General features: G+C 66.8%; 18 protein-coding genes. 8 read left to right on the top strand and 10 right to left on the bottom strand.

The features are described 5' to 3' along the window. Nucleotides 1–34: 34 nt before the first annotated feature. From NMD1_RS13445 to NMD1_RS13435, 3 genes are read right to left on the bottom strand one after another with little or no spacing between them, the layout of a single operon-like run. Nucleotides 35–1,432, bottom strand: coding sequence for an efflux transporter outer membrane subunit (locus NMD1_RS13445; protein ID WP_125955145.1), 1,398 nt, complete (start codon nt 1,430–1,432; stop codon nt 35–37). Then, complete coding sequence (locus tag NMD1_RS13440; RefSeq protein ID WP_125955144.1) at nt 1,432–2,637, bottom strand: efflux RND transporter periplasmic adaptor subunit; 1,206 nt, start codon at nt 2,635–2,637, stop codon at nt 1,432–1,434. Before NMD1_RS13440 ends, NMD1_RS13445 begins: the two co-directional genes overlap by 1 nt. Further along, the gene (locus tag NMD1_RS13435; protein ID WP_125955143.1) at nt 2,630–5,824 is read right to left on the bottom strand and encodes an efflux RND transporter permease subunit; all 3,195 of its coding nucleotides are present in this window, start codon (nt 5,822–5,824) and stop codon (nt 2,630–2,632) included. The genes NMD1_RS13440 and NMD1_RS13435 overlap by 8 nt, the downstream gene beginning before the upstream one ends. Before the next feature lie 227 nt (nt 5,825–6,051). On the opposite strand from NMD1_RS13435, the gene NMD1_RS13430 reads away from it, so the two are divergent. After that, complete coding sequence (locus tag NMD1_RS13430; RefSeq protein ID WP_125955142.1) at nt 6,052–6,960, top strand: LysR substrate-binding domain-containing protein; 909 nt, start codon at nt 6,052–6,054, stop codon at nt 6,958–6,960. A 114-nt stretch (nt 6,961–7,074) separates the two neighbouring features. Next, on the top strand, nt 7,075–8,262 hold the full coding sequence (locus NMD1_RS13425) for a serine hydrolase (protein ID WP_125955141.1): 1,188 nt from the start codon (nt 7,075–7,077) through the stop codon (nt 8,260–8,262). 19 nt (nt 8,263–8,281) lie between these two features. Here the strand turns inward: NMD1_RS13425 and NMD1_RS13420 are convergent, their stop codons facing one another. From NMD1_RS13420 to NMD1_RS13410, 3 genes are all read right to left on the bottom strand, one after another. After that, nucleotides 8,282–10,027 carry a diguanylate cyclase gene (locus NMD1_RS13420; RefSeq protein ID WP_125955140.1) on the bottom strand — a complete coding sequence of 582 codons (1,746 nt, stop codon included), beginning with the start codon at nt 10,025–10,027 and terminating at the stop codon, nt 8,282–8,284. A gap of 73 nt (nt 10,028–10,100) precedes the next feature. Further along, the gene (locus tag NMD1_RS13415) at nt 10,101–11,339 is read right to left on the bottom strand and encodes a CaiB/BaiF CoA-transferase family protein (protein WP_125955139.1); all 1,239 of its coding nucleotides are present in this window, start codon (nt 11,337–11,339) and stop codon (nt 10,101–10,103) included. 78 nt (nt 11,340–11,417) lie between these two features. After that, nucleotides 11,418–12,419, bottom strand: a complete 1,002-nt coding sequence (locus tag NMD1_RS13410; protein ID WP_124808769.1) for an AraC family transcriptional regulator — start codon at nt 12,417–12,419, stop codon at nt 11,418–11,420. A gap of 83 nt (nt 12,420–12,502) precedes the next feature. On the opposite strand from NMD1_RS13410, the gene NMD1_RS13405 reads away from it, so the two are divergent. Both NMD1_RS13405 and NMD1_RS13400 read left to right on the top strand, forming a co-directional pair. Then, the gene (locus NMD1_RS13405) at nt 12,503–12,877 is read left to right on the top strand and encodes a carboxymuconolactone decarboxylase family protein (RefSeq protein WP_199558131.1); all 375 of its coding nucleotides are present in this window, start codon (nt 12,503–12,505) and stop codon (nt 12,875–12,877) included. A 27-nt stretch (nt 12,878–12,904) separates the two neighbouring features. Further along, nucleotides 12,905–13,963, top strand: a complete 1,059-nt coding sequence (locus NMD1_RS13400) for a 3-keto-5-aminohexanoate cleavage protein (RefSeq protein ID WP_125955138.1) — start codon at nt 12,905–12,907, stop codon at nt 13,961–13,963. 49 nt (nt 13,964–14,012) lie between these two features. Here the strand turns inward: NMD1_RS13400 and NMD1_RS13395 are convergent, their stop codons facing one another. The 4 genes from NMD1_RS13395 to NMD1_RS13380 all read right to left on the bottom strand — a co-directional run bounded on the left by NMD1_RS13395 (nt 14,013) and on the right by NMD1_RS13380 (nt 18,091). After that, a complete protein-coding gene (locus NMD1_RS13395; RefSeq protein ID WP_125955137.1) occupies nt 14,013–15,617 on the bottom strand; it encodes a fatty acid--CoA ligase in 1,605 nt (534 codons plus the stop codon). A gap of 75 nt (nt 15,618–15,692) precedes the next feature. Further along, entirely contained in the window at nt 15,693–15,884 is a 192-nt protein-coding gene (locus tag NMD1_RS13390; protein WP_124808766.1) for a hypothetical protein, read from the bottom strand. A 96-nt stretch (nt 15,885–15,980) separates the two neighbouring features. Next, nucleotides 15,981–16,718 (bottom strand): histidine utilization repressor, encoded by a 738-nt coding sequence (gene hutC / locus NMD1_RS13385; RefSeq protein ID WP_125955136.1) that lies wholly within the window; start codon nt 16,716–16,718, stop codon nt 15,981–15,983. Further along, nucleotides 16,715–18,091 (bottom strand): formimidoylglutamate deiminase, encoded by a 1,377-nt coding sequence (locus NMD1_RS13380; RefSeq protein ID WP_233497633.1) that lies wholly within the window; start codon nt 18,089–18,091, stop codon nt 16,715–16,717. Before NMD1_RS13380 ends, hutC begins: the two co-directional genes overlap by 4 nt. Before the next feature lie 90 nt (nt 18,092–18,181). Between NMD1_RS13380 and hutI the strand changes: the two genes are divergently transcribed. Genes hutI through hutU form a run of 4 tightly spaced genes read left to right on the top strand, consistent with a single transcriptional unit; the run spans nt 18,182 to nt 23,389 of the window. After that, nucleotides 18,182–19,387, top strand: coding sequence for an imidazolonepropionase (gene hutI, locus NMD1_RS13375; RefSeq protein WP_125955135.1), 1,206 nt, complete (start codon nt 18,182–18,184; stop codon nt 19,385–19,387). Further along, nucleotides 19,384–20,916: a histidine ammonia-lyase gene (gene hutH, locus NMD1_RS13370; RefSeq protein ID WP_125955134.1), complete on the top strand. Its 1,533-nt coding sequence runs from the start codon at nt 19,384–19,386 to the stop codon at nt 20,914–20,916. Before hutI ends, hutH begins: the two co-directional genes overlap by 4 nt. Beyond that, on the top strand, nt 20,913–21,734 hold the full coding sequence (hutG, locus tag NMD1_RS13365; protein WP_125955133.1) for an N-formylglutamate deformylase: 822 nt from the start codon (nt 20,913–20,915) through the stop codon (nt 21,732–21,734). Before hutH ends, hutG begins: the two co-directional genes overlap by 4 nt. Continuing rightward, nucleotides 21,731–23,389 (top strand): urocanate hydratase, encoded by a 1,659-nt coding sequence (gene hutU, locus NMD1_RS13360; protein ID WP_125955132.1) that lies wholly within the window; start codon nt 21,731–21,733, stop codon nt 23,387–23,389. The genes hutG and hutU overlap by 4 nt, the downstream gene beginning before the upstream one ends. The last annotated feature ends 58 nt before the right edge of the window (nt 23,390–23,447 follow it).

Raw genomic sequence — 23,447 nt, 5'->3', positions numbered from 1 at the left:
GAAGGTTACATTTGAACGCCGCCCGGTAAATCCATCAATACGCGCCGCCGAGCGCGTTCACGAGCGCGACGCTGGCACGCATCTGCTGCGTTTCCACGTTGAGCAGCGCACGCTGGGCATCCAGCGCCTGCGTCTGCGCCGTCACCACTTCCAGATAGTCCGCGCCGCCATCCCGGTAGCTCGCCAGCGCCAGCGTGCTGCTGCGCACCGCCGCATCGGCCGCCGTCTTCTGGTCCACCACCTGCTGGCCGAGCAGCCGCCCGGCCGCAAGCGCGTCCTCGGTCTGGCGAAACGCCATGAGCACGGTCTGGCGGTACTTTTCGGCCTGTTCGGTATACTGCGCCCGGGTCAGCCGCACCTTGGCCGCGCGGCGCCCGCCGTCGAACACCGCCAGCGCGGCCGCGATCGGCCCCAGCCCCCAGAACGTGTTGGGCGCGATCAGCAACGAACCGTCCGTGGTCTGGAAACCGCCGGAAAGGCCAAGCGTGACTGTAGGGAAGAACGCGGCCCGCGCCACGCCGATCCGCGAATTGGCGGCAGCCATACGCCGCTCTGCGGCCGCGATGTCGGGCCGGCGCTGGAGCAGCTCGGAGGGAACCCCGGTGGCCAGCGCCAGCGGCAGCAAGGGCTGCGCGCGTGGCGCAATGGAAAAGTCCGAGGCGACCGCCCCCACCAGCGCGGCGATCTCGTGCTCGGTCGCCGCGCGCTGGCTGGCCACGGCGGCTATTTGCGCACGCGCATTGCCCAGCACCGTCAGGGCGCGACTGACGTCGATGCCCGAGGCAATGCCGCCATCATGGCGTGTCCGCGTCAGGTCATAGGCCCGCTCGAACGCCGCCACCGTTTGCCGCAGCAGTTCGGCTTCCGCATCCAGCCCCCGCAACCGGGCATAAGCGTCCGCCACCGAGGTCTGGAGGCTGAGCCGGGCCGAGACGACGTCCTCGTCGCTCGCCTGCGCTTCCGCGCGCGCGGCGGAAACCGAGGCGCGGATACGGCCCCACAGGTCCACTTCGTAGCTCAACCCGCCACCGACAATGGCGTTGTTGTAGGTTTGCGCGCTGCCATTGGACAGCGGGCGGTCGGCGGACACGCGTGTTCGAGCGAAGCTGCCGCTGGCATCAATCTCTGGCACCAGCGAGGCCCGCTCGCCTTTGATCACGGCCTGCGCCTGATCGTAGCGGGCGAGCGCGGCGGCGAGCGTCGGGCTGGCCTTTTCGGCGCGGTCTTCCAGATCGTCGAGCACCGGGTCATTGAAACCCTTCCACCATGTCCCGCGCGCCGCGCCGTCCATCGGCGTTGCCGCCGCCCACCCCTTCACTTCCTTGAAGGCATCCGGGACCGCCACGCTGGGCGGATGGTAGGCGGGCGTCATCGAACAGCCCGCCAGCAATGCCGGCAGCAGCGCGGCGTAAGCCACCTTGCCCGCGCGCATTACTTGCCGGCCTTTCCGCTTTCGGAAGCCTGCACGTGCACACGGTCGCCGGTCTGGATCGCATCGGGCGGGGTATCGACCAGGCGTTCCCCCCGCGCGACGCCGGACGAGAGCAGCACCGTGGCGCCTTCGTCCCGCGCGATTGTCACCGGACGGACGGTCACGCGGTTGTCCTGCCCGACGACAACCACGCTCGGCCCCTTGCTGCTGTAGAGGATCGCGCTGCCCGGCACCGACACCGCGTTGCCTCCACCACCGCCGACCTTGAAGCTGACTTGTGCGAAGGCGCCCGGCTTCAGGGCGCCATCGGGGTTGTCCGCCTGCAATTCCACCAGCACGGACCCGGACTGCGCGTCCACGGCACCGGCGCTGCGCGTCAGCACCGCATGGAACGTGCGGCCGGGATATTCCGGCAGGCTCAGATCCGCCGCCATGCCGGGCGCGATATCGGCGGAATAGTTTTGCGGCACTTTCACATAGATGCGCATCCGGTGCGTGTCCGACACCGTGAACAACGGCTGCGAGGAGGCGTTGCCCGCCACCACCAGCGCGCCCACCTGGGCCGATCGGCTGGTGACGGTGCCGGCGAACGGCGCCGAAAGCCGGGTGAAGCCCTGCAGCGCCTGCAAGCGCTTCACATTGGCCAGCGCCGCGTTCGATACCGCCGTGCGCGCGGCAAGATCGCCGGCCTTCTCGTCAGCCGACTGCCGCGAAACGGCATCCTGCGCCAGCATCGCGTGCCAGCGCGCGGACGTGGTGGCGGCCAGCCGCTGGTTGGCCAGCGCCGTCTGGTAATCGGCGCGCGCGGCGGCGAACTGCTGATCGACTTCGGGCGCATCGAGCACGGCCAACACCTGCCCCGCGCGCACGCGATCGCCGATGTCCGCCAGCCATTGCCGCACATAGCCGTTGGTCCGCGCATAGATCGCCGCGCTGTTGAACGCCTGCACGTTGCCTGGCAGCACCAGCGGCGCGCCATCGGCATCGGCCTTGGGCACGACCACGCTGACGGTGGGAATCGCCGCCTCGGCCGCGGTCTGGCGCAGCGCGCCCGTGGCATGGATGCGCACGCCCACGCCCACGGCCACCACGGCCAGCGCCACCACCACTGCGCCCATCCCGGCGCGCTTCAACCCGCGGCTGTCCGGACCGGACGAGATGGAAGGCTGGATTTCCTGTTCGGTATGCGAAGTCGTGTCATGCATGGCTGGGTTGCAGCTCCGGGGACGTGGCTTCGACCTTCCGCTTGCGGTGGGCGAAGCTGAAAACAACGGGAACGAAGAACAGCGTGGCGATGGTGGCGCAGACGAGGCCGCCGATCACGGCGCGGCCGAGCGGGGCATTCTGTTCGCCGCCCTCGCCGAGGCCCAGCGCCATCGGCGCCATGCCGATAATCATGGCCAGCGCCGTCATCAGCACCGGGCGGAAGCGGACGAGACCGGCTTCCAGCGCGGCCCGTCTGGCATCGCCGAACTCCGCCAGTTTCTCGCGCGCGAAGCTGACGACAAGGATCGAGTTCGCAGTGGCGACGCCCATGCACATGATCGCACCGGTCAGGGCTGGCACGGACAAGGTGGTGCCGGTGCCGAACAGCATCCACACGATCCCGGCCAGCGCCGCCGGCAGCGCGGTGATGATGACGAAGGGATCGACCCAGCTCTGGAAGTTGACGACGATCAGCAGGTAGATCAGCACCACCGCGCCGATCAGGCCGAAGCCAAGACCCGAAAACGCGGTGTTCATCGTGGCGAACTGGCCACGGATGGTCACGTTCACGCCCTTGGGCTGCTCCTTTTCCAGCGCCTTGATGGCGGCCTGGATGTCACCCGAAACCGCGCCCAGGTCGCGCCCTTCGGTCGTGCCGTAGATGTCGAGCGCGGGCTGAATGTTATAGTGCGAAATGACGGGAACGGTATTCCCGCGCGAAACACCGGCCAGGCCCCCGAGTGGCTGGATCGCGCTGCCGGCCGCGCCGGAGACTGGCACGTTCGAAAGGGCGCTGACGGAATCCAACAGGTATTCCGGCGCCTGCGCCACGACCGGGTATTGCACGCCGTTTTCGGGATTCACGAAGAACACCGGTGCGGTCTGCGAGGTTCCGGCCAGCGAAGCGGCGAGACTGTTGGTCACGTCGCGCTCCGTCAGGCCATATTGCCCGATACGGGCGCGACTGACGTCCACGTTGAGCTGCGGCGCATTGGCCGGTTGCTGGATACGCGCATCGGCAAGGCCGGGGATCAGCTTCATCCGCGCCAGCAGCTTCTGGGCATAGACCCGCGATGCCTGCACGTTCCTGCCCGTGATCTGCACATCGATCGGGGCCGGCGCGCCAAAGTTCAGGATCTGGCTGGTGATATCCGCGGGCAGGAAGGCGAACGTCGTGCCCGGAAAGCGGCGTGCCAGTTCGGAGCGCAGGCGCGATACCACGCGGTCGGTTGGCTCGTGCCCTTCCTTCAGCGCAATCAGGATATCGCCGTCCTGCGGGCCGATGGTGCCGCTGTTGTTGTACACGGTGTTGATCGAGCTGACCGGCAGGCCGATGTTGTCCGTCAGCGATCCCAGCTGGTCCCCCGGGATGATCTGGCGGATCGCGGTTCCGATCCGGTCGAAGCGCGCCGCCGTATCCTCGATCCGCGCGCCCACCGGCACGCGGACATGCATCGCGATCTGGCCGGAATCGACGCTGGGAAAGAAATTGCTGCCCAGGAATGGCAGCAGCCCGAACGAGAGCACCACCACAGCGAGAAAGCCCACAATGAAGGGCTTTCTTGCCTCCAGGGCGCGATTCAGCAGGCCGAGATAGCTATCACGGATTGCCTCGAAGCGCCGTTCGAACCCGCGCTGGAAACGGACCAGCGGATTGCGCGATCGCGGCGCGCCGGCAAGGTGGTGGTTCTCGCTCTCCGGCTGATGCGGCTTCAGCAGGTACATGGCCATGGTCGGAACGAGCGTGCGCGACAGGATGAACGAGGCGATCATGGCGAAGACCACCGACAGCGCCATCGGCACGAACAGGAAGCCCGCCACGCCCGGCAGGAAGAACATCGGCACGAACACGATGCAGATGCACAGCAGCGAAACGAAGGCCGGCGTCACGATCTGGGCGGCGCCGTCGAGGATCGCCTCCATCACGCCCTTGCCCTGTTCCAGATGCCAGTTGATGTTCTCGATCGTTACCGTCGCATCGTCGACGAGGATGCCGACCGCGAGCGCCAGCCCGCCCAGCGTCATCACGTTCATCGTCTGACCAAACGCCGCCAGCGCCGCGACCGCGGCAAGGATAGCCAGCGGGATCGACAACGCGATGATGACGGTGGACCGCCACGAGCCAAGGAACAGCAGGATCATCAGCGACGTCAGCGCCGCCGCGATGGCGCCTTCGTGGATCACCCCGCTGACCGCCGCCTTCACGAACAGCGATTGGTCGCCTACCGGCACGATGCGCAGGGCATCGGGCAGCCCGGCGGCGATCTTGGGCAAAGTGGTCTTCACACCATCGATGATGGCCAGCGTCGAGGTCGCGCCGTTCTTGAGCACGGTGAGCAGCACGGACCGGCGGCCATCGACATGCACCACGTTCTGCTGCGGCGCGCTGCCATCGCGCACGAAGGCCACATCGCGCATGGTGATGGTGGCCCCGTTGACCACCTTGACCGGCAAGTCGTTCAGCGCGGCGACGGAATCCGGCGCGTTGTTCAGGCGCACGCTGTACTGCGTCGGCCCGATCTTGACGAAGCCGGCCGGGTTGATCTGGTTCTGAGCCGCGATCGCGTTGCCCACGTCCTGCGCCGAAAGGCCCTTGGACTGGAGCGCCAGCGGATTGAGGTCGATCTGGATCTGGCGCTGCTTGCCGCCCGAAGGATAGGGCATGGCAAGGCCCGGAACCGTCACCAGCTGCGGGCGGATCTGGTTCTGGCCAAGATCGAACAGTTGCTGTTCGGACAAGCCCTTGCCCGACATGGCAAGCTGGATGATCGGCACGGTGGAAGCGTTGTAGTTCAGGATCAGCGGCGGGGTGATGCCCGGCGGCATCTGCTTGAGCACCGATTGCGAGATCGAGGTGACCTGCGCGGTCGCCGTGCGGATGTCCGCGCCCGGCTGGAAATAGATCTTCACGATGCCAATGCCCTGGAAGGACTGGCTTTCGATGTGCTCGATATCGTTGACGGTGGTTGTCAGCGTGCGTTCGTAAGGGGTGATGATGCGCGCCGCCATATCGTCGGGCGGCAGGCCGGAATATTGCCACGCCACGGCGATCACCGGGATGCGGATGTCCGGAAAGATATCGACCGGAGTGCGCAGCGCCGCCAGCACGCCACCGATGGCGATCAGGATCGCCATCACGATGAAGGTCAGGGGACGGTGCAACGCGATCTTGACGATATTGAACATTCACGACTCCACGCCTTCTCCGCACATCGCGGAAAAGTCCGTTCACGCTTCCTCTCCCCGGATGCACCTGATTGCCGCCTGCGACCGAAGCCCGACCCCAAGGCTTCCGCGACAGCAAGAGACCGCCAACTGGAACGTGGCGGCGGTGGTGCCGCTCCATGCGCTTTCCGTCATGTTGCGTCTAATATATAATACGGCATGATTGATATGCAGAGCAACATAAACTGATGGATCTCAGGCACCTTCGCTATTTCCTGTGCGTGGCTGATGAAATGCATTTCGGCCGCGCCGCCGCGCGGCTCGGCATTTCGCAACCTCCCCTGAGCCAGCAGATCCGCGCGCTGGAGGATGAACTGGGCGTGCGGCTGTTCGACCGGACCAGCCGGCGCGTGCGGCTTACCCGCGCGGGCGAACTGTTCGCGCCCGAAGCGAGGCTGGCCTTGCAGCAGGCGGACTATGCCGCGCACACCGCCCGGCGCGCGCAGAGGGGGGAAATCGGGCGCCTGGCGCTGGGGTTTACCGCCTCCGCGCCGTTCGTCCCGAAAATCTCGCAGGCGCTGTACCACTTCCGGCAGGCGCACCCGGAAGTGGAGCTGAAGCTGGAGGAACTGGGCCGCGACGAACAACTCGACGCGCTGGCGCAAAACGAGATCGAGGTGGCGATTATCCGCGGGTTCGGGAAGCCCTTGCTCTCGTCCGATCTGACCGCGACCTGCCTGATAGAGGAAAGCATGGTGCTGGCCCTGCGCGAGGATCACCCGCTCGCCACACGTGATCTCGATCCCACCATCGCCGACCTGCGCGACGAGCCGCTGGTGCTTTACAGCGCGGCGGCCGGAGCAGGGTTCAACGAACATTTCTTCTGGTTGTGCGAACAGGCCGCCGTTCAGCCCAGGGTTGCGCACGAAGCGAACGGGCTGGCCACCCTGCTTGGCCTGGTAGCAGCGGGCTTCGGCGCCACGATCCTCGCCGAATCGTTGGTCCGCCTCCACGTGGACAATCTGGTCTACCGCCAGTTTCCCCCGCCGCTCGAGACGCGGCTATGGCTGGTCCATCATGCCCAGCTGTCTCCGACGGCACGCAATTTCGTGGAGCTTGTCCAGCGCTCCAACGCGGTTGAGGACGCCGCAGCCTGACGTCCGGAACGACACATCAACCCCTTTCGCCTACCGGGTGAATGGCTATGCTGACCGCCGAACAGCACAACGGCACGGAGGAACCGGCCGGGCAACGAACGGGAGGATGAAGACATGCGCAAGAGAACCATCGCGCTCGGCATTGCGATCGTGGCATTGGCGGCGGGAGGCGGCTGGTACGCCAGTCTCGACAAGGAAACGCGCGGCATCCTTGCCGCGATGCCGACCAATGCCGATGTGCTGATGTGGTCCGAAAGCCAGCGCGATGCCGCGTTCCGGGCAATGGACCGCCTGCCGTTGCTGGCGCAGGCCAACGAGATCGCGCCATCGCCGCATCCGCTGGCCCTGCCCGAAGGGAAACCGCTGACGATTCCAGGGATCGATGACTATCTCGCCAAACAGCGCGAAGCGGGGATCGTGATCCTGCAGGATGGCAAGGTCCGGTTCGAACGCTACGGGCTGGGTTTCGACGCGCAAGGGCGATGGACCAGCTTCTCGGTCGCGAAGTCGTTTACCTCGACGCTGGTCGGCGCGGCGATTCAGGACGGCGCGATCCGAAGTCTGGAAGACAAGGTCAGCCAGTACATTCCCGATCTGCGCGGCTCCGCCTACGACGACGTCAGCATCCGCCAGTTGCTGACGATGAGTTCCGGCGTGCGCTGGAACGAGGACTACGAAGATCCCAATTCGGATGTCGCGCGTTTCAACACCGCGAAGCCCGATCCTGGTGTCGACGCGACCGTCAGCTACATGCGCAAGCTGCCGCGCGCACACCCACCTGGCGAAGTGTGGCACTACAACACGGGCGAGACGAACCTGATCGGCGTGCTGGTTTCATCGGCGGTGAAGAAGCCGCTGGCGCAGTACCTGCAGGAAAAGGTCTGGCAGCCCGCCGGCATGGAAGCCGAGGCGACATGGCTAAAGGGCAAGACGGGGCATGAAATCGCCGGTTGTTGCCTCCAGGCCGCCACGCGCGATTTCGCGCGGTTCGGGCTGTTCGTGCTGGCCAACGGCAAAGCGGGCGACCGGCAGATCGTGCCCACAGACTGGTTCGCGCAGGCGACAACCAAGCAGAAGGATATCGGCCACCCGGGCAAAGGCTATGGCTTCCAGTGGTGGACCTACGATGATGGCTCGGTCGCCGCGCAAGGCATTTTCGGGCAGGGCATTTTCATCGATCCGAAGCGGAAGCTGGTGATCGCGTCAAACGCCGACTGGACGCGCGCGAGCAAGGGGCCGGAGCCGGCGGCACGCGAAGCCTTCTACAAGCAGATCCAGGCACGGATCGACGCAGGGAACTGAGCCACAGCGTCTGCCGGGGTCAGGCTACCAAGTCCACTGCAAGATCATCGTCCGGCCGCGGACCGCTGGCAACCACGCAATCGCGGCCCCGCCGCTTGGCCTCGTACAGCGACCGGTCTGCCTGCCGGTAAAGACTCTGGAAATCCGCATCCTCGGTCGCGGTGGCGAGGCCGATGCTAACGGTGATGCGCCCCGCACCGATAACCGCGCCATAGTCGGCCGCGGCAATATCCTCGCGCAGGCTTTCGGCGAACTGGGTCGCGGCGAACGCATGCAGCCCGCTGATTGCCAGGGCGAACTCCTCGCCCCCGAAGCGGGCCGGCAGGCACAGCGCGCCCTCCCACCGTTCCAGTTGCCGCGCGATGATGCACAGTACCTGATCGCCGGCATCGTGCCCGTGCGTATCGTTGACCACCTTGAAGCGATCCACGTCGATCAGCAGCAGCGCGAAGGGGCTGTCACCGGCGGCCGCACCCGATACCATCGGTTCGATCGCCTCCGTAAAGCCGCGCCGGTTGCGGAGGCCGGTCAGGGGATCGCGACGGGCCAGATCGTGCGCTATCGCCTGGGCCTGCAAGGCATGATCGCGCTCTACACGCAGACGGCCCAGACGGCGCGTCGCCGAAACGGAAACCCAGATCGTCTGCCAGGTCGCCGCCAGCAGGACCAGCATCTGCGATCCCCCGCCCCAGAACAGCCGGTCCGTCGGCAGGAACTGCGTCACCCCCAGCGTGATCATCGGCACTGCCCAGGCAGCGGCGAAATCGCGCGCCAGCGCGTTGCCGCGCCGCCATGCGATGGTCAGGCTGACCGTGATCGCCGTCAGATCCGCAAGCACCAGCATACCAAGCACGGAGGCCCATAATTCCAGCGGCCCCGCGCGCATGAAGCTCAAGGGCACGCCCAGCGCGCCGATGCCGATGCCCAGCGCCAGCGTCGCGATCCGCAGGGCAACGGGTATCTCCCGGCGGTCGAGCGCGGTGATCGCGCCGAAGGTCGCCAGCATCACCGCGAGGCACGATAGCCCGGTACAAAGCTGCGCGGAAAAGCTGCCGGCCATGCCGGGCAGCACGAACAGGTTGAGCTGCGACCAGACGGCCCCCCAGATCACCATGCAACCCGCCCACGCGGCCTGCCAGGCCGGGAATTGCCGGCGCACCGCGAAAGACAGCGAGATATTGTACAGGGCCGCGATGAACAGCAGCATCAGCGCGGCGCCCACACAGGCGGCCAGCGCCACCACTTCCAGCGCACCATCGCCTTGCGTCGCCAGCCGCATCCGCAGCAGATCGTAGCTGGTCAGGCGGTCGAATTGCAGCACGATCGTGCGCAACGGCGCTTCGCGATCAGGCGCCGCGAACGCAATCTGCGCGCCGGGGCGCCAGTGCGTGCCGAAATCGCCGCCGTGCACGCCCTGCCATGCGGTTACGCCATCGGCATAGACAAAGCCCACCGACAAGGCGTCGAACCGGGTGTTGTGGATGCTGAGAACCAGATCGTTTCGCGGGATCGGAATCGTGTCCAGATCGACCCGCAGCCACAGCGTTCCGCGTTGATAGCCGGTTGGCGTACCGTTGCAGGAATAGGGAGAACGCGGCGCGGCACGGGGCGATTGCGCCATCACGCTGACGGCGTGGCAAAGGGAGTGTGGCAACGGCCAGTGCGCGGCCTGTACGGCAGATCCAAAACCAATGGCGAACACTGCGGCAAGCGCCAGCAAGGCGCGCCGCAACCACATCCCCCATCCGCCAGGCGAATCCTTCATGGTTCGCTATTGGCATATCTTCATCATCAAATTCTTACTGCCGCGCCGCCGGCCGGACGCGGCGACGGCTGGATCATCGCTGCACCACCGCGCCACCCGCTTCGAGTGCGGCAAGTTCCGCATCGTCCAGCACCAGCCATTCGTGCAGCAATTCACGCGTGTTTTCACCGATGCGCGGCGGGCGATGGCGATAGTCGGCCGGCGTGGCGGACAGCTTAGCCGGAAAGGCCACGGCGGGGATCTCCACGCCGTCCTCGCGCACGAACCGGTGCACCGTCTTGCGCGCGGCGATGAACGGATCGGCAAAGATATCGCGGATGGTGTTCACCGGTCCCGCCGGCACATTGACGGCCACCAGCCGTTCCACCAGCGGTCCGCCTTCCAGATCGGCCACGATTTCCTGGAAGATGCCCTCGATCGCGTCGCGATTGATCAACCGCTGCGATCCGGTGACGAAGCGGGGATCGTCCGCCAGTTCGGGCCGCCCCATCTCCACGCAGAAACTGCGGAACTGGCCGTCGTTGCCCACCGCGATGATGATCTCACCATCCTTCACACGGAAGGTCTTGTAGGGCACGACCGTAGGGTGGCGGTTGCCCATCCTTCCGGGATTAACGCCGCCGACAAGCCAGTTCGACGCCTGGTTGGCCAGTGTGGCGATCTGCGTATCGAGCAGCGAGATGTCGATATGCTGCCCCTCGCCCGTCCGTTCGGCATGGCGCAGCGCGGCCAGCATGGAAACGGTGGCGTACATGCCCGTGGAAATGTCGGCCATGGCCACCCCGGCGCGCAGCGGTCCGCCGTGTTCTTCCCCGGTGATCGACATGAAACCGCCCATGCCCTGCGCCACGAAATCATAACCCGGCCGATCGGCGTAAGGGCCGGTCTGGCCGAACCCCGTGATCGAGCAATAGACAAGGCGGGGATTGATCGCCCGCATGCTGTCGTAATCGAGGCCATACTTGGCCAGGCCGCCGACCTTGAAGTTCTCCACCATGATGTCCGCCCGCTCGGCCAGCCGCCGGATCAGCGCCGCGCCATCGGGATGGGCCAGGTTGATCGCGGCCGAACGCTTGTTGCGGTTAGCGCAGAGATAATAGGCGCTTTCGCGTGGATCGTCGGAACCGTCCGGCAGCTTCAGGAAGGGAGGTCCCCAGCTACGGGTATCGTCTCCCTTCCCGGGCAGTTCGACCTTGAGCACGTCCGCGCCCAGATCCGCCAGAATCTGCGTGGACCAGGGGCCGGCCAGCACGCGGGAGAGATCGAGTACCCGGACACCTTCGAGCGCTCTGTGCTGCTTGCCTGCCTCCACGCCCCGACTTCCTTGTCCCGTTGCCGGATCGGGCTAGGGATCGCGACGGCAAAACTCAAGCCGCATTGGCGCAACCATTCATGCCCGGTTGCGCCAATCGCGCGGGGTGATGCCATGATGATGCCGGAACCAGGTGCTGAACGCCGATGCGCTGGAAAAGCCCAGGAGGTCTGCGATCTCGGCAAGACTTCGCGCCTTCGCCTCCAGTTGCCGCCGCGCCACGTCGATCCGCGCTTCGTCCAGCAGCGCAAGAAAACGGGTTCCTTCCATCTCCAGAGCGCGCGTCAGCGTCCGTCGCGACACGCCCAGTTGCGCGGCGACATGCTCCGCCGTGCAACGGCCGCTCGAAAGGAGCAAGGACAGGACGCGGCGGACCCGGTCGGCCATCGCTTCGGGTTGCCCCGGATCGCCGATCCGCAAAAGCCGGCTGGCGTAGGAGCGCAGTCCTTCCTCCGCCATGGGATTGGGCCGCTCCAGCAGATCGGACCGGACGACGATGCCATCGAATTCGGCATTGAAGCGGACGTGCGGGCCCAGCACGCGCCGGAAGCGGGACACATCGGCGGGCGGTGAACGGGTCAGGCATACCTCTTCCGCCTCCCACGCGGGTCCGGCAAGCTGCTTGAGAATGCGATGCTGCATCGCGACGGCAATATCGCGCGCCTGCACTTTCGGGCCGGGCACGAGGATGGCGGAGCGCAGGACGACGACATCGCCGAAGAGTTCGCGCGTTACGGCCAAGGCATCGTTATGCAGGGGCAAATAAGCCTCGATAGCGGCCAGCGCCGATCCCACGCTGGGTTCGTCGCGTGCGATCAGGCCGATCGGGCCGAGATTGGAAAAGCCGCGCAGTTCGGAAAGGCGCAGCCCGAAATCATCGCGCCCGCAGGCCACGGCAGCCCGCTCCAGCGCTTCGTTCACGGCTGTTACCGGCACCCGCCGGTCCGGCTGCGCCTCAATGTCCGCCGGCAATCCCGCCGCACGCAACACGCGCCCCGCATCCACGCCATAACTGCGGCAAAGCGCGGTCATGCCGGTAACGGCCGCGGCGCGAACGGTCAGGCGGGCGATATGGCTCATATTGAAAATATTATAGCGCAAATCAGAAAGATTGAACACCCCGTCCCGCCTATTCCGAACAACGACGAACGAGGGAGAGAGCGATGAGCCAGACACCGGTTTGCGACGCCATGCGCGCGCAGGGGCAATGGAATGCCGCCTGGGACGAGGCCGCCGCCATCGATGCGGAATGGGTCGAACGCTTCATGGCGATGGGCACGCACCCGATCACCAGGGGCGTGCTCGATCCCAAGACCTACGAACTGATCGCCATCGCGGTGGATGCATCCTGCACCCACATGTACGCGCCGGGCGTTCGCCGCCACATCGCCAAGGCGCTCGATCTGGGCGCCTCGCCCGAGGAAATCATGGCCGTGCTGCAATGCGTGGCCGTGCTGGGCATTCATTCGGTGGCGCTGGGCGCCCCGATGCTTGCCGATGAAATGAAGGCGCGCCGCCTCGCGCCAGTCACCGCGTAAGCCAGCCGCAGCTCAAGGAGGCCCGACATGCATTTTCTCGACGATAGCCTGCTGCCCGAAAACCAGGAAAAGCTGGTCATTCAGGTCGCGCCCTATGGCCCGCAATGGTTGCCGGGCGATTTTCCCGAAGACATCCCCGTCTCGATGCAGGAACAGGTGCAAAAGGCGGTGGACTGCTACAACGCCGGCGCCTCGGTGCTGCACCTCCATTGCCGCGAGGCCGACGGCCAGGGATCGAAGCGTATCTCGATGTTCAACGAGATGGTCGACCGCATCCGCACCGCCTGTCCCGACATGCTGATCCAGGTGGGCGGATCGATCTCCTTCGCGCCCGAAGGCGAAGGCGCCGAAGCCAAGTGGCTGAGCGACGATACGCGCCACATGCTCGCGGACCTTTCGCCCAAGCCCGATCAGGTGACGATCGCGATCAACACCACGCAGATGAACATTACCGAACTGATGATGGACGGCGATGTCGACGGCACGATCCTGGAAAACCCGGCCTATGCCTTCGCCTATCGCGACATGTACCTCGAATCCGGGCCGAAGTTCTATCTGGAGCACCTCAAGCGCCTGCGTGACGCGCAGATCCAGCCGCATTTCATGCTGGCGCACATCGCCCAGTTCGAAACCGTGGAGCGGCTGATCCGCAAGGGCGAATACATGGGGCCGCTGATCCTGAACTACGTGGCCATCGGCGGCGGTGCATCGGGCACGCACCCGGCCGACCTGATCGAATTCGCCCGCCGCGTGCCCGATGGCGCGGTGCTGACGATCGAATCGATCATGCGCAACGTGATCCCGTTCAACACGATCGCGATCGCGCTGGGCCTCCATGTCCGCGTGGGGATCGAGGACAACATCTGGCGCCGCAAGGGCGAACGGATGACCTCGGTGCAGCAGATCGAACAGATGGTGCGCATTTCCGAGGAAATCGGGCGCGATGTAGCCGGTGGGGCGGACGCCAAGCGGATCTACCAGATCGGCAACTGGTACCAGTCGGCCGACGAAACGCTGCGCAAGCTCGGCATGCCGCCGAACCGCCGGACGGGGCAGCGCGGCAACCCGATGTGGGAATACGCCTGAGAGCTGGAGGGGGCCTTGCCGGGCGTCGAAGGGCGCCCGGCAAGCGTCGTCAGTTGACCTGCCGCTCCCGCCCCTGCCAGTAGGGTTCGCGCAACTGGCGGCGCAGGATCTTGCCAGATGGATTGCGCGGTAGTGCGGCGATCACATCCACGCTCTTGGGCACCTTGAAGCCGGCCAGCCGTTCTCGCGCCCACGCGATCACGCTCGCCGGATCGATCGCGTGCCCCGGCTTGGGCGCGCAGACCGCCTTCACCGCTTCGCCCCAGGTTTCGTCGGGCACGCCGATCACGGCCACTTCCAGCACATCGGGATGCCCGTAGATCGCGCTTTCGACCTGCGCGGGATAGACGTTCTCGCCGCCCGAGATGATCATGTCCTTGATGCGATCGTGCATGTAGACATAGCCGTCGGCGTCGATGTAGCCGGCGTCGCCGGTCGCGATCCAGCCGTCCTCGCTGACCGTCGACCGCGTCGCGTCGGGCAGGTTCCAGTAGCCCAGCATGTTGTTCGATGAGCGGGTCTGGATTTCGCCGATGCTGCCCTGCGGCACTTCCCGGCCTTCGCCATCCACCACGCGCACCTCCACGCCCGGCAGCGGCTTGCCGGCCGATCGCATCCGCTGGTTGCCGTCCACCGAATGATCCTCCGGCGGCAACATGCAGATCGTGCCGGTGGTCTCCGTCATGCCATAGGCCTGGATGAACTGCGCATCGAACATCGCGATGCACTGCCGCAGAAGCTCCAGCGGGATCGGCGAGGCGCCATAGATGATGTAGCGCAACCGGCTGTAGTCCACGCTGGCGCAATCGGGATGGTTGAGCAGCATCTGCAAAGCCGCCGGCACGATGAAGAAGCGCGTCACGCCCTTCTGTTCCACCGCATCGAACACCGCGCGCGGCTCGAATTCCGCCAGTATGATCGCGGGAAGGCCTGCAGCCAGCGCCATGACGCCAAGCCCGGTCCCGCCGATATGCGCGCAAGGCATGGCAACGAGAATGGCCTCGTCCTCGGCCAGCACGTTGTGCGGAAGCTCCTGCCCGCGCGATTGCTTGCGCAACCCGAACAGGTTGTGGTTGGACAGCACCGCGCCCTTGGGATTGCCTGTCGTGCCCGAGGTGTAGAGTTGCAGGACCGCATCATGAAGCCCGGCCGGCTGGAAGGGACGGGGCTCCGCCGCGGCGATCCATGCGCGCGCTTCACCGGCGGTGATGCACCGCGCGACGCCCTCCACGGCCGCGAAGGTATCGCGCATCGCATCGAAGCCATCGCCCAGAAATACCGCCTTCGCCTGCGCGTTTTGCACGATCCACGCCGCCTCCGGCGCGGCGAGCCGCCAGCCGACCGGGACCATCACGATGCCCGCCCGCGCCACCGCGAAGAACAACGAAAAATACAACGCGCTGTTCTTGCCGAACCATGCAATGCGATCGCCCGGCACCAGCCCCATATCGAACAGGCCGCTGACGATGCGGCGCGTCACCTCATCCAGTTCGCGGTAGGTGACGACGCCATCGGGGCCGTCGAGCGCGGCGCGGTCCGGCCTGTCTTCCGCCCAGAACGCAATGAATTCGTCGAAGGTGAAAAGCGCGGCGGTCCGTTCCGCCGTCGATGCTGCCGTCGATGCTGCCGTCGTCAGGGCCTCTGCCTGCGCCATATCCCGTTCTCTCCCTGCCTCCGCATTTCGCGGGGCTTTCGTGCCTTGCCGCGTGCGTTCAGGCACCCACGTCCTTCATTTGAAAAGCGCGAGCACGACATCGATGAATGTCACCCCGGCTATGGGCGCCGCCAGCACGAACAGCAGGTTCACCCCCACCACGCCCAGCAATACCCTTTCGCGCCGCTTGCTCAGCGTCGGCCGGCGCTCAGGCCCTGGCCTGATCGGCTCCTGCGGCGGCCAATAGTTGTCCAGATCTAGAAACACGCATCCTCTCCATGGATTCGTGGCCCCATGATGGCGCGATCCGCGCGAGACACCAAGCACGTTCCGTAGCCACGGCCGCCATCATGGCCAGCCGCACTATCCGGCTGCATCGCCTTTCGGCGTAAAGCGCGCCACCAGATCGAATGCGTCGGCCGCAAACAGCTGCCTTACCCAGGTGACGTGCGCATCGCCGCGCCATGTCCGGCGCTCCAGCATCAGGCAGGGCGCGCCCTTGGCAATGTTCAGCAGTTCGGCGGCACGCGCATCGGCGGCTCGCGCACCGATGCGGTGCTCCGCCTCGGTCCACGGCACATGCGCCAGCAGCCAGGTGCCCGGCGGGGTCCTGCTGAAATCCGCTTCCGCCGCGGCAGGAACGACGGCCAGACTGATCAGCCGGTGTTCGAATGCGAACGGAATGCCATCCGCCAGATGGAGACAATCGATTTCCAGCACATCGCCGCTGCCGCCAAAGCGATCTTCCTCGCCCCCCGCCGCCGCCACACGTCGCCGCGCGGACAGCAAGCGCAGATCGTAGGCCTTGCCGCGCTCGGCGATCGTCGCCGGAATGTCGGGAATGCCCAGCACGGCAGATTCGATGCGGGGTTGCGCCACGAACGATCCCGCGCGCTTGCGCCGCACGATCAGGCCCGCTTCGGCCAGCGCTTCGGTAGCGCGCGTCACGGTCATGCGCGCGCAGCCATATTGCGCGGCCAGTTCGTGCTCCACGGGGATGCGATCGCCCGGCCGCCACGCGCCGGACATGATCTTTTCCTCGATATCGGCGCGGATGCGCTGGCTCAGCGACAGCGTTTCCGCACCCTTTCCCCGCGTCATGCTTCCAGCAGCCCTTTCACCACCCGCCGATACCGCGCCTCGATAGCCGCATGATCGCGATGGCGTCCATCGATCACGACGCGATCGCCCGCGCGCCAGACATCGGCGATGTCGCGCCGGCCACCAGCAAAGACGAACGTATCGAGCATCGCATCGCCGCTGCGCGCCAAGGCAAGATCGCCATCGTCGCGCAGCACGACGAGATCGGCCGACGCGCCGACCGCAAGGCCGCCGGGCACGCCCAGCGCCTGGGCACCGCCTGCGACCGCGCGCTGCCACAGGCTCCGTCCAGTCGAAAGACCCGGCTCGCCCAGCATGTTGCGCGCCCGCGCGACGAGGCGCTGGCCATATTCCAGCAGCCGCAGTTCCTCGCCCAGATCGATGCGGACGTTGGAATCCGACCCCACCCCGAAGGTGCCGCCGGCATCGACGAACGCGCGCGCCGGGAAAATGCCGTCGCCCAGATTCGCTTCCGTGATCGGGCACAGCCCAGCGACCGCGCCAGACCGGCCCATGTCCGCCAGCTCGCCGGCATCGACATGCGTGGCATGGACAAGACACCAGCGGCGATCGACCGGGGCATGGTCCAGCAGCCAGCGCACCGGCCGCGCACCGCTCCACGCCAGGCAATCCTCCACCTCGCGGATCTGTTCGGCGATATGGATATGGACCGGCCCTTCCTCCGCCAGCGGCAGGATTTCCGCTAGTTCATCGGGTGTCACCGCGCGCAGGCTATGCGGCGCGATGCCGACCACCGCATCGGGAAGACCGTCCAGCGCGGCGCGGCTTGCCGCCATCAGCCGGGCGAAGCTGTCCGGGCTTTGAAGGAAACGGCGCTGCGCCGCGCCGGCCCGCTGCCCACCGAAACCGCCGTGCGCATAGAACACAGGCAGCAGCGTCAGTCCGATACCGGTGCCGGCAGCAGCGGCGGCAAGGCGCACGGCCATTTCACCGGGATCGGCATAAGCGCCCCCTTCGGGATCGTTGTGCAGGTAATGGAACTCGCCAACCCGGCAGAAGCCCGCTTCCAGCATGTCCATATAGGCGCGCGCCGCAATCGCCTCCATCGCATCGGGGCCGATCGCGCCGACGAAGCGGTACATCAGATCGCGCCAGCTCCAGAAGCTGTCGCCTTCGTGCCCGCCGATTTCGGTGAGCCCGGCCATGGCGCGCTGGAACGCGTGGCAGTGCAAATTGCCGATGGCCGGAACGCCCATGCCGATCCGCACGTCGCCGGCCCGCACAGGCTGCCCCGCTGCGATGGAAGCGATCTTCCCCGACACGACCCCGATCCGCACGTCGCGCGCCCAGCCATCCGGCAGCAGCGCCTGCGCCAGATGCCAAACCGTCGCCCCCTCCGTCATTCCGATCATGCTGTCCACCATGGCCGACTCCGCCTTGCGCTCATTTTGTCTATACATTATTGAAGGCGCTGCCAAGAACAACGACTCACGGGAAATGCGATGCGCTGCGACACGATCTGGCAAAACGCCCGGCTCTGCACGCTGGCCCCGCACATGCCCGGGCTGGGCGTGGTCGATGACGGAGTGATCGCGGCGGACGAAGGCCGCATCGTGTTCGCGGGCGCGGCGAGCAGCGCCCCCGCTTTCGAAGCCACGCGCACGATCGATTGCGCCGGACGCTGGATCACGCCAGGGCTGATCGACTGCCACACCCACCTCGTCCACGGCGGCAACCGCGCCGGCGAGTTCGAGATGAAACTGGCCGGCGCCAGTTACGAGGACATCGCGCGCGCCGGCGGCGGCATCCGTTCCACCATGCGCGCCACGCGCGCCTCGAGCGAGGCCGACCTGGTGGCAAGCGCCCTGCCCCGGCTCGACGCGCTGATCGCGGAAGGTGCGACGACGGTGGAGATCAAGTCGGGCTACGGCCTTTCGCCCGAGAGCGAGGCCCGCCTGTTGCGGGCCGCCCGCGCGCTGGGCCGCGAACGCCCGGTCACGATCCGCACGACCTTCTTGGGCGCGCACGCCGTGCCGCCGGAATTCGACGGCGATGCCGATGGCTATATCGACCTCGTCTGCGACCGGATGCTGCCGGCCGTGGCCGCTGCCGGGCTGGCCGACGCGGTCGATGGGTTCTGCGAAGGCATCGCCTTTTCACCCGCCCAGATCGAACGCGTATTCGCCCGCGCGCGGGAACTGGGCCTGCCGGTCAAGCTCCATGCCGAACAGTTGTCGAACCTTGGCGGCGCGGCGCTGGCAGCCCGCCACGGCGCGCTCTCGGCCGATCACCTCGAACAACTGGACGCGGACGGCATCGCGGCGATGAAGCAGGCCGGCACCGTGGCGGTGCTGCTGCCCGGCGCGTTCTATTTCCTGCGCGAGACGCACCTGCCGCCGATCGACCAGCTCCGCTCGGCCGGCGTGCCCATCGCCATCGCCACCGACTGCAACCCCGGCACCTCGCCACTCACCTCGCTGCTGCTGACGATGAACATGGCCGCCACGCTGTTCCGCCTGACGGTGGAGGAATGCCTGACGGCCGTGACCCGCAACGCCGCGCGGGCACTGGGCCTTGGCCACGAGACCGGCACGCTGGAAGCCGGCCGGTGGTGCGACCTCGCCATCTGGGACGTCGAAAGCCCGGCCGAACTTGTCTATCGCATGGGCTTCAACCCGCTCCATGCCCGTATCTGGAGAGGGAAATGAACGCCGCACTTATGCTGAACCCCGGCGCGGTCTCGCTGGCCGACTGGAAGCGCGTCCATGCCGGTGCGCCGGTTTCGCTCGCACCATCGTCCGGCCCGGCGATCACGGCGGGGGCGGCGGCGGTCGAGCGTATTCTCGACCGGGGCGAACCGGTCTATGGCATCAACACCGGCTTCGGAAAGCTGGCGAGCGTGCGCATCGACACGGCCGATCTCGCCACGCTTCAGCGCAATATCGTGCTGAGCCATGCTGCCGGCACCGGCGAACCGTCGCCCATCGCGGTCGTGCGCCTGATGATGGCGCTGAAGCTGGGCAGCCTGGCGCAGGGCGCGTCGGGGATCGCCCCGTCGACGGTGGCGCTGCTCGAAGCCATGCTCTTGCGCGGTGTAACCCCGGTCGTGCCCGCGCAAGGCTCGGTCGGCGCATCGGGCGATCTCGCCCCCTTGTCGCACATGGCCGCCGCGATGATCGGGGTGGGCGAGGCATTCTTCGCGGGCGAACGGATGAGCGCCGCCGCCGCGCTGGCGAAAGCCGGGCTGGAACCCGCCGTGCTCGGCCCCAAGGAAGGGCTGGCCCTGCTCAATGGCACGCAGTTCTCGACCGCCAACGCGCTGGCCGGGCTGTTCGCGGCGGAAACGCTGTTTCAGGCCGCGCTTGTCACCGGCGCGCTGTCGACCGAGGCCGCCAGAGGATCGGACGCGCCATTCGATCCGCGCATCCACCTGCTGCGCCGTCAGCCGGGCCAGATCGCGGTGGGCGATGCCCTGCGCGGACTGATGGCCGGCTCCGCGATCCGCGCCTCGCACCTCACCGGCGATCCGCGCGTGCAGGACCCCTACTGCCTGCGCTGCCAGCCGCAGGTGATGGGCGCGGCGCTCGACGTGCTGCGGCAGGCCGCGTCGACGCTGGCGATCGAGGCCAACGGCGTCACCGACAACCCGCTGATCTTCCCCGAAACCGACGAGGCACTTTCGGGCGGCAATTTCCACGCCGAACCGGTCGCCTTCGCCGCGGACATGATCGCGCTGGCGATCTGCGAGATCGGCTCGCTGGCCGAACGGCGCATCGCCATGCTGGTCGATCCCGCGCTGTCCGGGCTGCCCGCATTCCTCACGCCCCGGCCCGGTCTCAATTCCGGCTTCATGATCCCGCAGGTGACCGCCGCCGCGCTGGTCAGCGAGAACAAGCAGCGCGCCTATCCCGCCAGCGTCGATTCCATACCCACCTCGGCCAACCAGGAAGACCATGTCTCGATGGCCGCGCACGGCGCGCGCCGCCTGATAGGCATGGCGCGCAACGCCAGCGCCGTGATCGGGATCGAGGCGCTGGCCGCGGCGCAAGGGTGCGATTTTCATGCCCCGCTGGCATCGAGCGCGGCGCTGGAAGCCGCCCGCGCCCTGATCCGTGCGCACGTGCCGCATCTGGAGGACGACCGCCATTTCCATCCCGACATGGAAGCGGCCAATGCCCTTGTCCGTTCGGGCGCGCTCGCCACCGCGACGGGCGCGGACCTGCCCGGCGTCGCATGAGCGGCTGGCTCCATATCCACCGGGGCGATGCGCCGCTGGTCGTGGCCTTCCCCCACACCGGAACGGACATTCCGGACGATGTCGCGCCGGCGCTCCGTTCGCCTTGGCTGGCGCGCAAGGATGCCGACTGGTGGATCGACCGGCTCTACGATTTCGCCACCACGCTGGGCGCGACCACGATCCGCACCACGATTTCGCGCAGCGTGATCGACGTGAATCGCGATCCCTCGGGCGCGTCGCTCTATCCCGGCAAGGCGACCACCGCGCTCTGCCCGGTCGATACGTTCGATGGCGAACCGCTCTACCTTCCCGGCGCAGAACCGGACGCGGCGGAGATCGCCCGGCGGCGCGAATGCTATTTCGCCCCCTATCACGCGGCGATAACCACCGAGATCGCGCGTCTCCGGCAGGTCCACACACGGGTCGTGCTCTATGACGCGCATGCGATCCGCTCGGTCGTGCCGCGCCTGTTCGATGGCACGCTGCCCCAGTTCAACATCGGCACGTTCGACAACGCGGCCTGTGATCCCTCGCTGGCGGAAACGATCGCCGGCATCGCCGCCGCATCCCCGTTCGACCACGTCGTCAACGGCCGCTTCAAGGGCGGCTGGACCACGCGGCACTATGGCCGCCCCGCCGACGGCATCCACGCCGTGCAGATGGAACTCGCCTGCCGGGGCTACATGGACGATCCCGCCGGGCCGCTGGATCACGCCAACTGGCCATCCCCCTACCAGCCCGAACGCGCCGAAGCGCTGCGTTCGGTGCTCACCACGATGCTCGAACCATGTCTCGATTTCGCGAGAGGACAATCATGACCCGTATCGACAACAGCCGCGTCATCCGCCCGGCCACCGGCACCGAACTTTCCGCGCGAAGCTGGCTGACCGAAGCCCCGCTGCGGATGCTGATGAACAACCTGCATCCCGATGTGGCCGAACGGCCGGAGGAACTCGTCGTCTATGGCGGCATCGGCCGCGCCGCGCGCGACTGGGAAAGCTATGACCGGATCGTCGAGACGCTGAAGCGGCTGGGCGACGATGAAACGCTGCTGGTCCAGTCGGGCAAGCCGGTCGGCGTGTTCCGCACCCATGCCGATGCCCCGCGCGTGCTGATCGCCAATTCCAACCTCGTGCCCCATTGGGCGACGTGGGAACATTTCCACGAACTGGATCAGCGCGGCCTGGCCATGTACGGCCAGATGACCGCCGGATCGTGGATCTACATCGGCACGCAGGGCATCGTGCAGGGCACCTACGAGACGTTCGTGGAAATGGGCCGCCAGCACTACGGCGGCGATCTTTCGGGCAAGTGGCTGCTGACCGCCGGCCTGGGCGGAATGGGCGGGGCGCAGCCGCTGGCGGCGGTGATGGCGGGCGCCTCGTGCCTCGCCATCGAATGCCAGCCGAGCCGCATCGATATGCGCCTGCGCACCGGCTATCTCGACAAGGCGACGGACAATCTGGACGAGGCGCTGGCGATCGTCACCACGGCAAAGACGCCCACCTCGGTCGGCCTGCTCGGCAATGCCGCCGAACTGCTGCCGCTGCTGTACGAACGCGGCGTGCGCCCCCACCTGCTGACCGACCAGACGAGCGCGCACGATCCGGTCAACGGCTACCTGCCCGCCGGCTGGACGCTGGAACGCTGGTTCAGCGAGCGCGAACGCGATCCCGCCGCCGTCGCCCGCGCGGCCAAGGCCTCGATGGCCACGCACGTCCGCGCCATGCTCGCCTTCCAGGCGGCGGGCGTTCCGACCACCGACTATGGCAACAACATCCGCCAGATGGCCAAGGACGAAGGCGTGGACAACGCCTTCGACTTCCCCGGCTTCGTGCCCGCCTATATCCGGCCGCTGTTCTGCCGGGGCATCGGCCCCTTCCGCTGGGCCGCGCTTTCGGGCGATCCGGAGGACATCTACAAGACCGACGCCAAGGTGAAGGAACTTCTGCCCGACAACGCACACCTGCACCGCTGGCTCGACATGGCGCGCGAACGCATCCACTTCCAGGGCCTACCGGCGCGCATCTGCTGGGTCGGCCTCGGCGACCGGCACCGGCTGGGCCTGGCCTTCAACGAGATGGTCGCGAAGGGCGAAATCAAGGCGCCGGTGGTAATCGGCCGCGATCATCTCGATTCCGGATCGGTCGCCAGCCCCAACCGCGAAACCGAAGCCATGCGCGATGGATCGGATGCGGTATCGGACTGGCCGCTGCTCAACGCCCTGCTCAACACCGCCAGCGGCGCGACCTGGGTATCGCTGCACCACGGCGGCGGCGTGGGCATGGGCTTTTCCCAGCATTCGGGCATGGTGATCGTGGCCGACGGCACCGATGCGGCGGCCCGCCGCCTCGAACGGGTGCTGTGGAACGATCCGGCGACGGGCGTGATGCGCCATGCCGATGCAGGCTATGACATCGCGCTGGATTGCGCGCGCGAAAAGGGGCTGGATCTGCCCGGTATCCTCGGCTGATCGCCAGCCGCTGAAGTTGCAGAAAAGCCTCCCGGCGCAGGGCATCGGGAGGCTTTTG

It is taken from the genome of Novosphingobium sp. MD-1, assembly GCF_001014975.1.
Taxonomy (GTDB): domain Bacteria; phylum Pseudomonadota; class Alphaproteobacteria; order Sphingomonadales; family Sphingomonadaceae; genus Novosphingobium.
The sequence above is the reverse complement of the archived record's forward strand: the minus strand, read 5'-3'. Positions and strand labels throughout refer to the sequence as shown.

Bases quoted from the DNA above. Each gene is read 5' to 3' on its own strand.
- NMD1_RS13445 (WP_125955145.1), bottom strand. From the start codon at position 1,432: ATGCGCGCGGGCAAGGTGGCTTACGCCGCGCTGCTGCCGGCATTGCTG.
- NMD1_RS13440 (WP_125955144.1), bottom strand. From the start codon at position 2,637: ATGCATGACACGACTTCGCATACCGAACAGGAAATCCAGCCTTCCATC.
- NMD1_RS13435 (WP_125955143.1), bottom strand. From the start codon at position 5,824: ATGTTCAATATCGTCAAGATCGCGTTGCACCGTCCCCTGACCTTCATC.
- NMD1_RS13430 (WP_125955142.1), top strand. From the start codon at position 6,052: ATGGATCTCAGGCACCTTCGCTATTTCCTGTGCGTGGCTGATGAAATG.
- NMD1_RS13425 (WP_125955141.1), top strand. From the start codon at position 7,075: ATGCGCAAGAGAACCATCGCGCTCGGCATTGCGATCGTGGCATTGGCG.
- NMD1_RS13420 (WP_125955140.1), bottom strand. From the start codon at position 10,027: ATGAAGGATTCGCCTGGCGGATGGGGGATGTGGTTGCGGCGCGCCTTG.
- NMD1_RS13410 (WP_124808769.1), bottom strand. From the start codon at position 12,419: ATGAGCCATATCGCCCGCCTGACCGTTCGCGCCGCGGCCGTTACCGGC.
- NMD1_RS13405 (WP_199558131.1), top strand. From the start codon at position 12,503: ATGAGCCAGACACCGGTTTGCGACGCCATGCGCGCGCAGGGGCAATGG.
- NMD1_RS13400 (WP_125955138.1), top strand. From the start codon at position 12,905: ATGCATTTTCTCGACGATAGCCTGCTGCCCGAAAACCAGGAAAAGCTG.
- NMD1_RS13395 (WP_125955137.1), bottom strand. From the start codon at position 15,617: ATGGCGCAGGCAGAGGCCCTGACGACGGCAGCATCGACGGCAGCATCG.
- hutC (WP_125955136.1), bottom strand. From the start codon at position 16,718: ATGACGCGGGGAAAGGGTGCGGAAACGCTGTCGCTGAGCCAGCGCATC.
- NMD1_RS13380 (WP_233497633.1), bottom strand. From the start codon at position 18,091: ATGATCGGAATGACGGAGGGGGCGACGGTTTGGCATCTGGCGCAGGCG.
- hutI (WP_125955135.1), top strand. From the start codon at position 18,182: ATGCGCTGCGACACGATCTGGCAAAACGCCCGGCTCTGCACGCTGGCC.
- hutH (WP_125955134.1), top strand. From the start codon at position 19,384: ATGAACGCCGCACTTATGCTGAACCCCGGCGCGGTCTCGCTGGCCGAC.
- hutG (WP_125955133.1), top strand. From the start codon at position 20,913: ATGAGCGGCTGGCTCCATATCCACCGGGGCGATGCGCCGCTGGTCGTG.
- hutU (WP_125955132.1), top strand. From the start codon at position 21,731: ATGACCCGTATCGACAACAGCCGCGTCATCCGCCCGGCCACCGGCACC.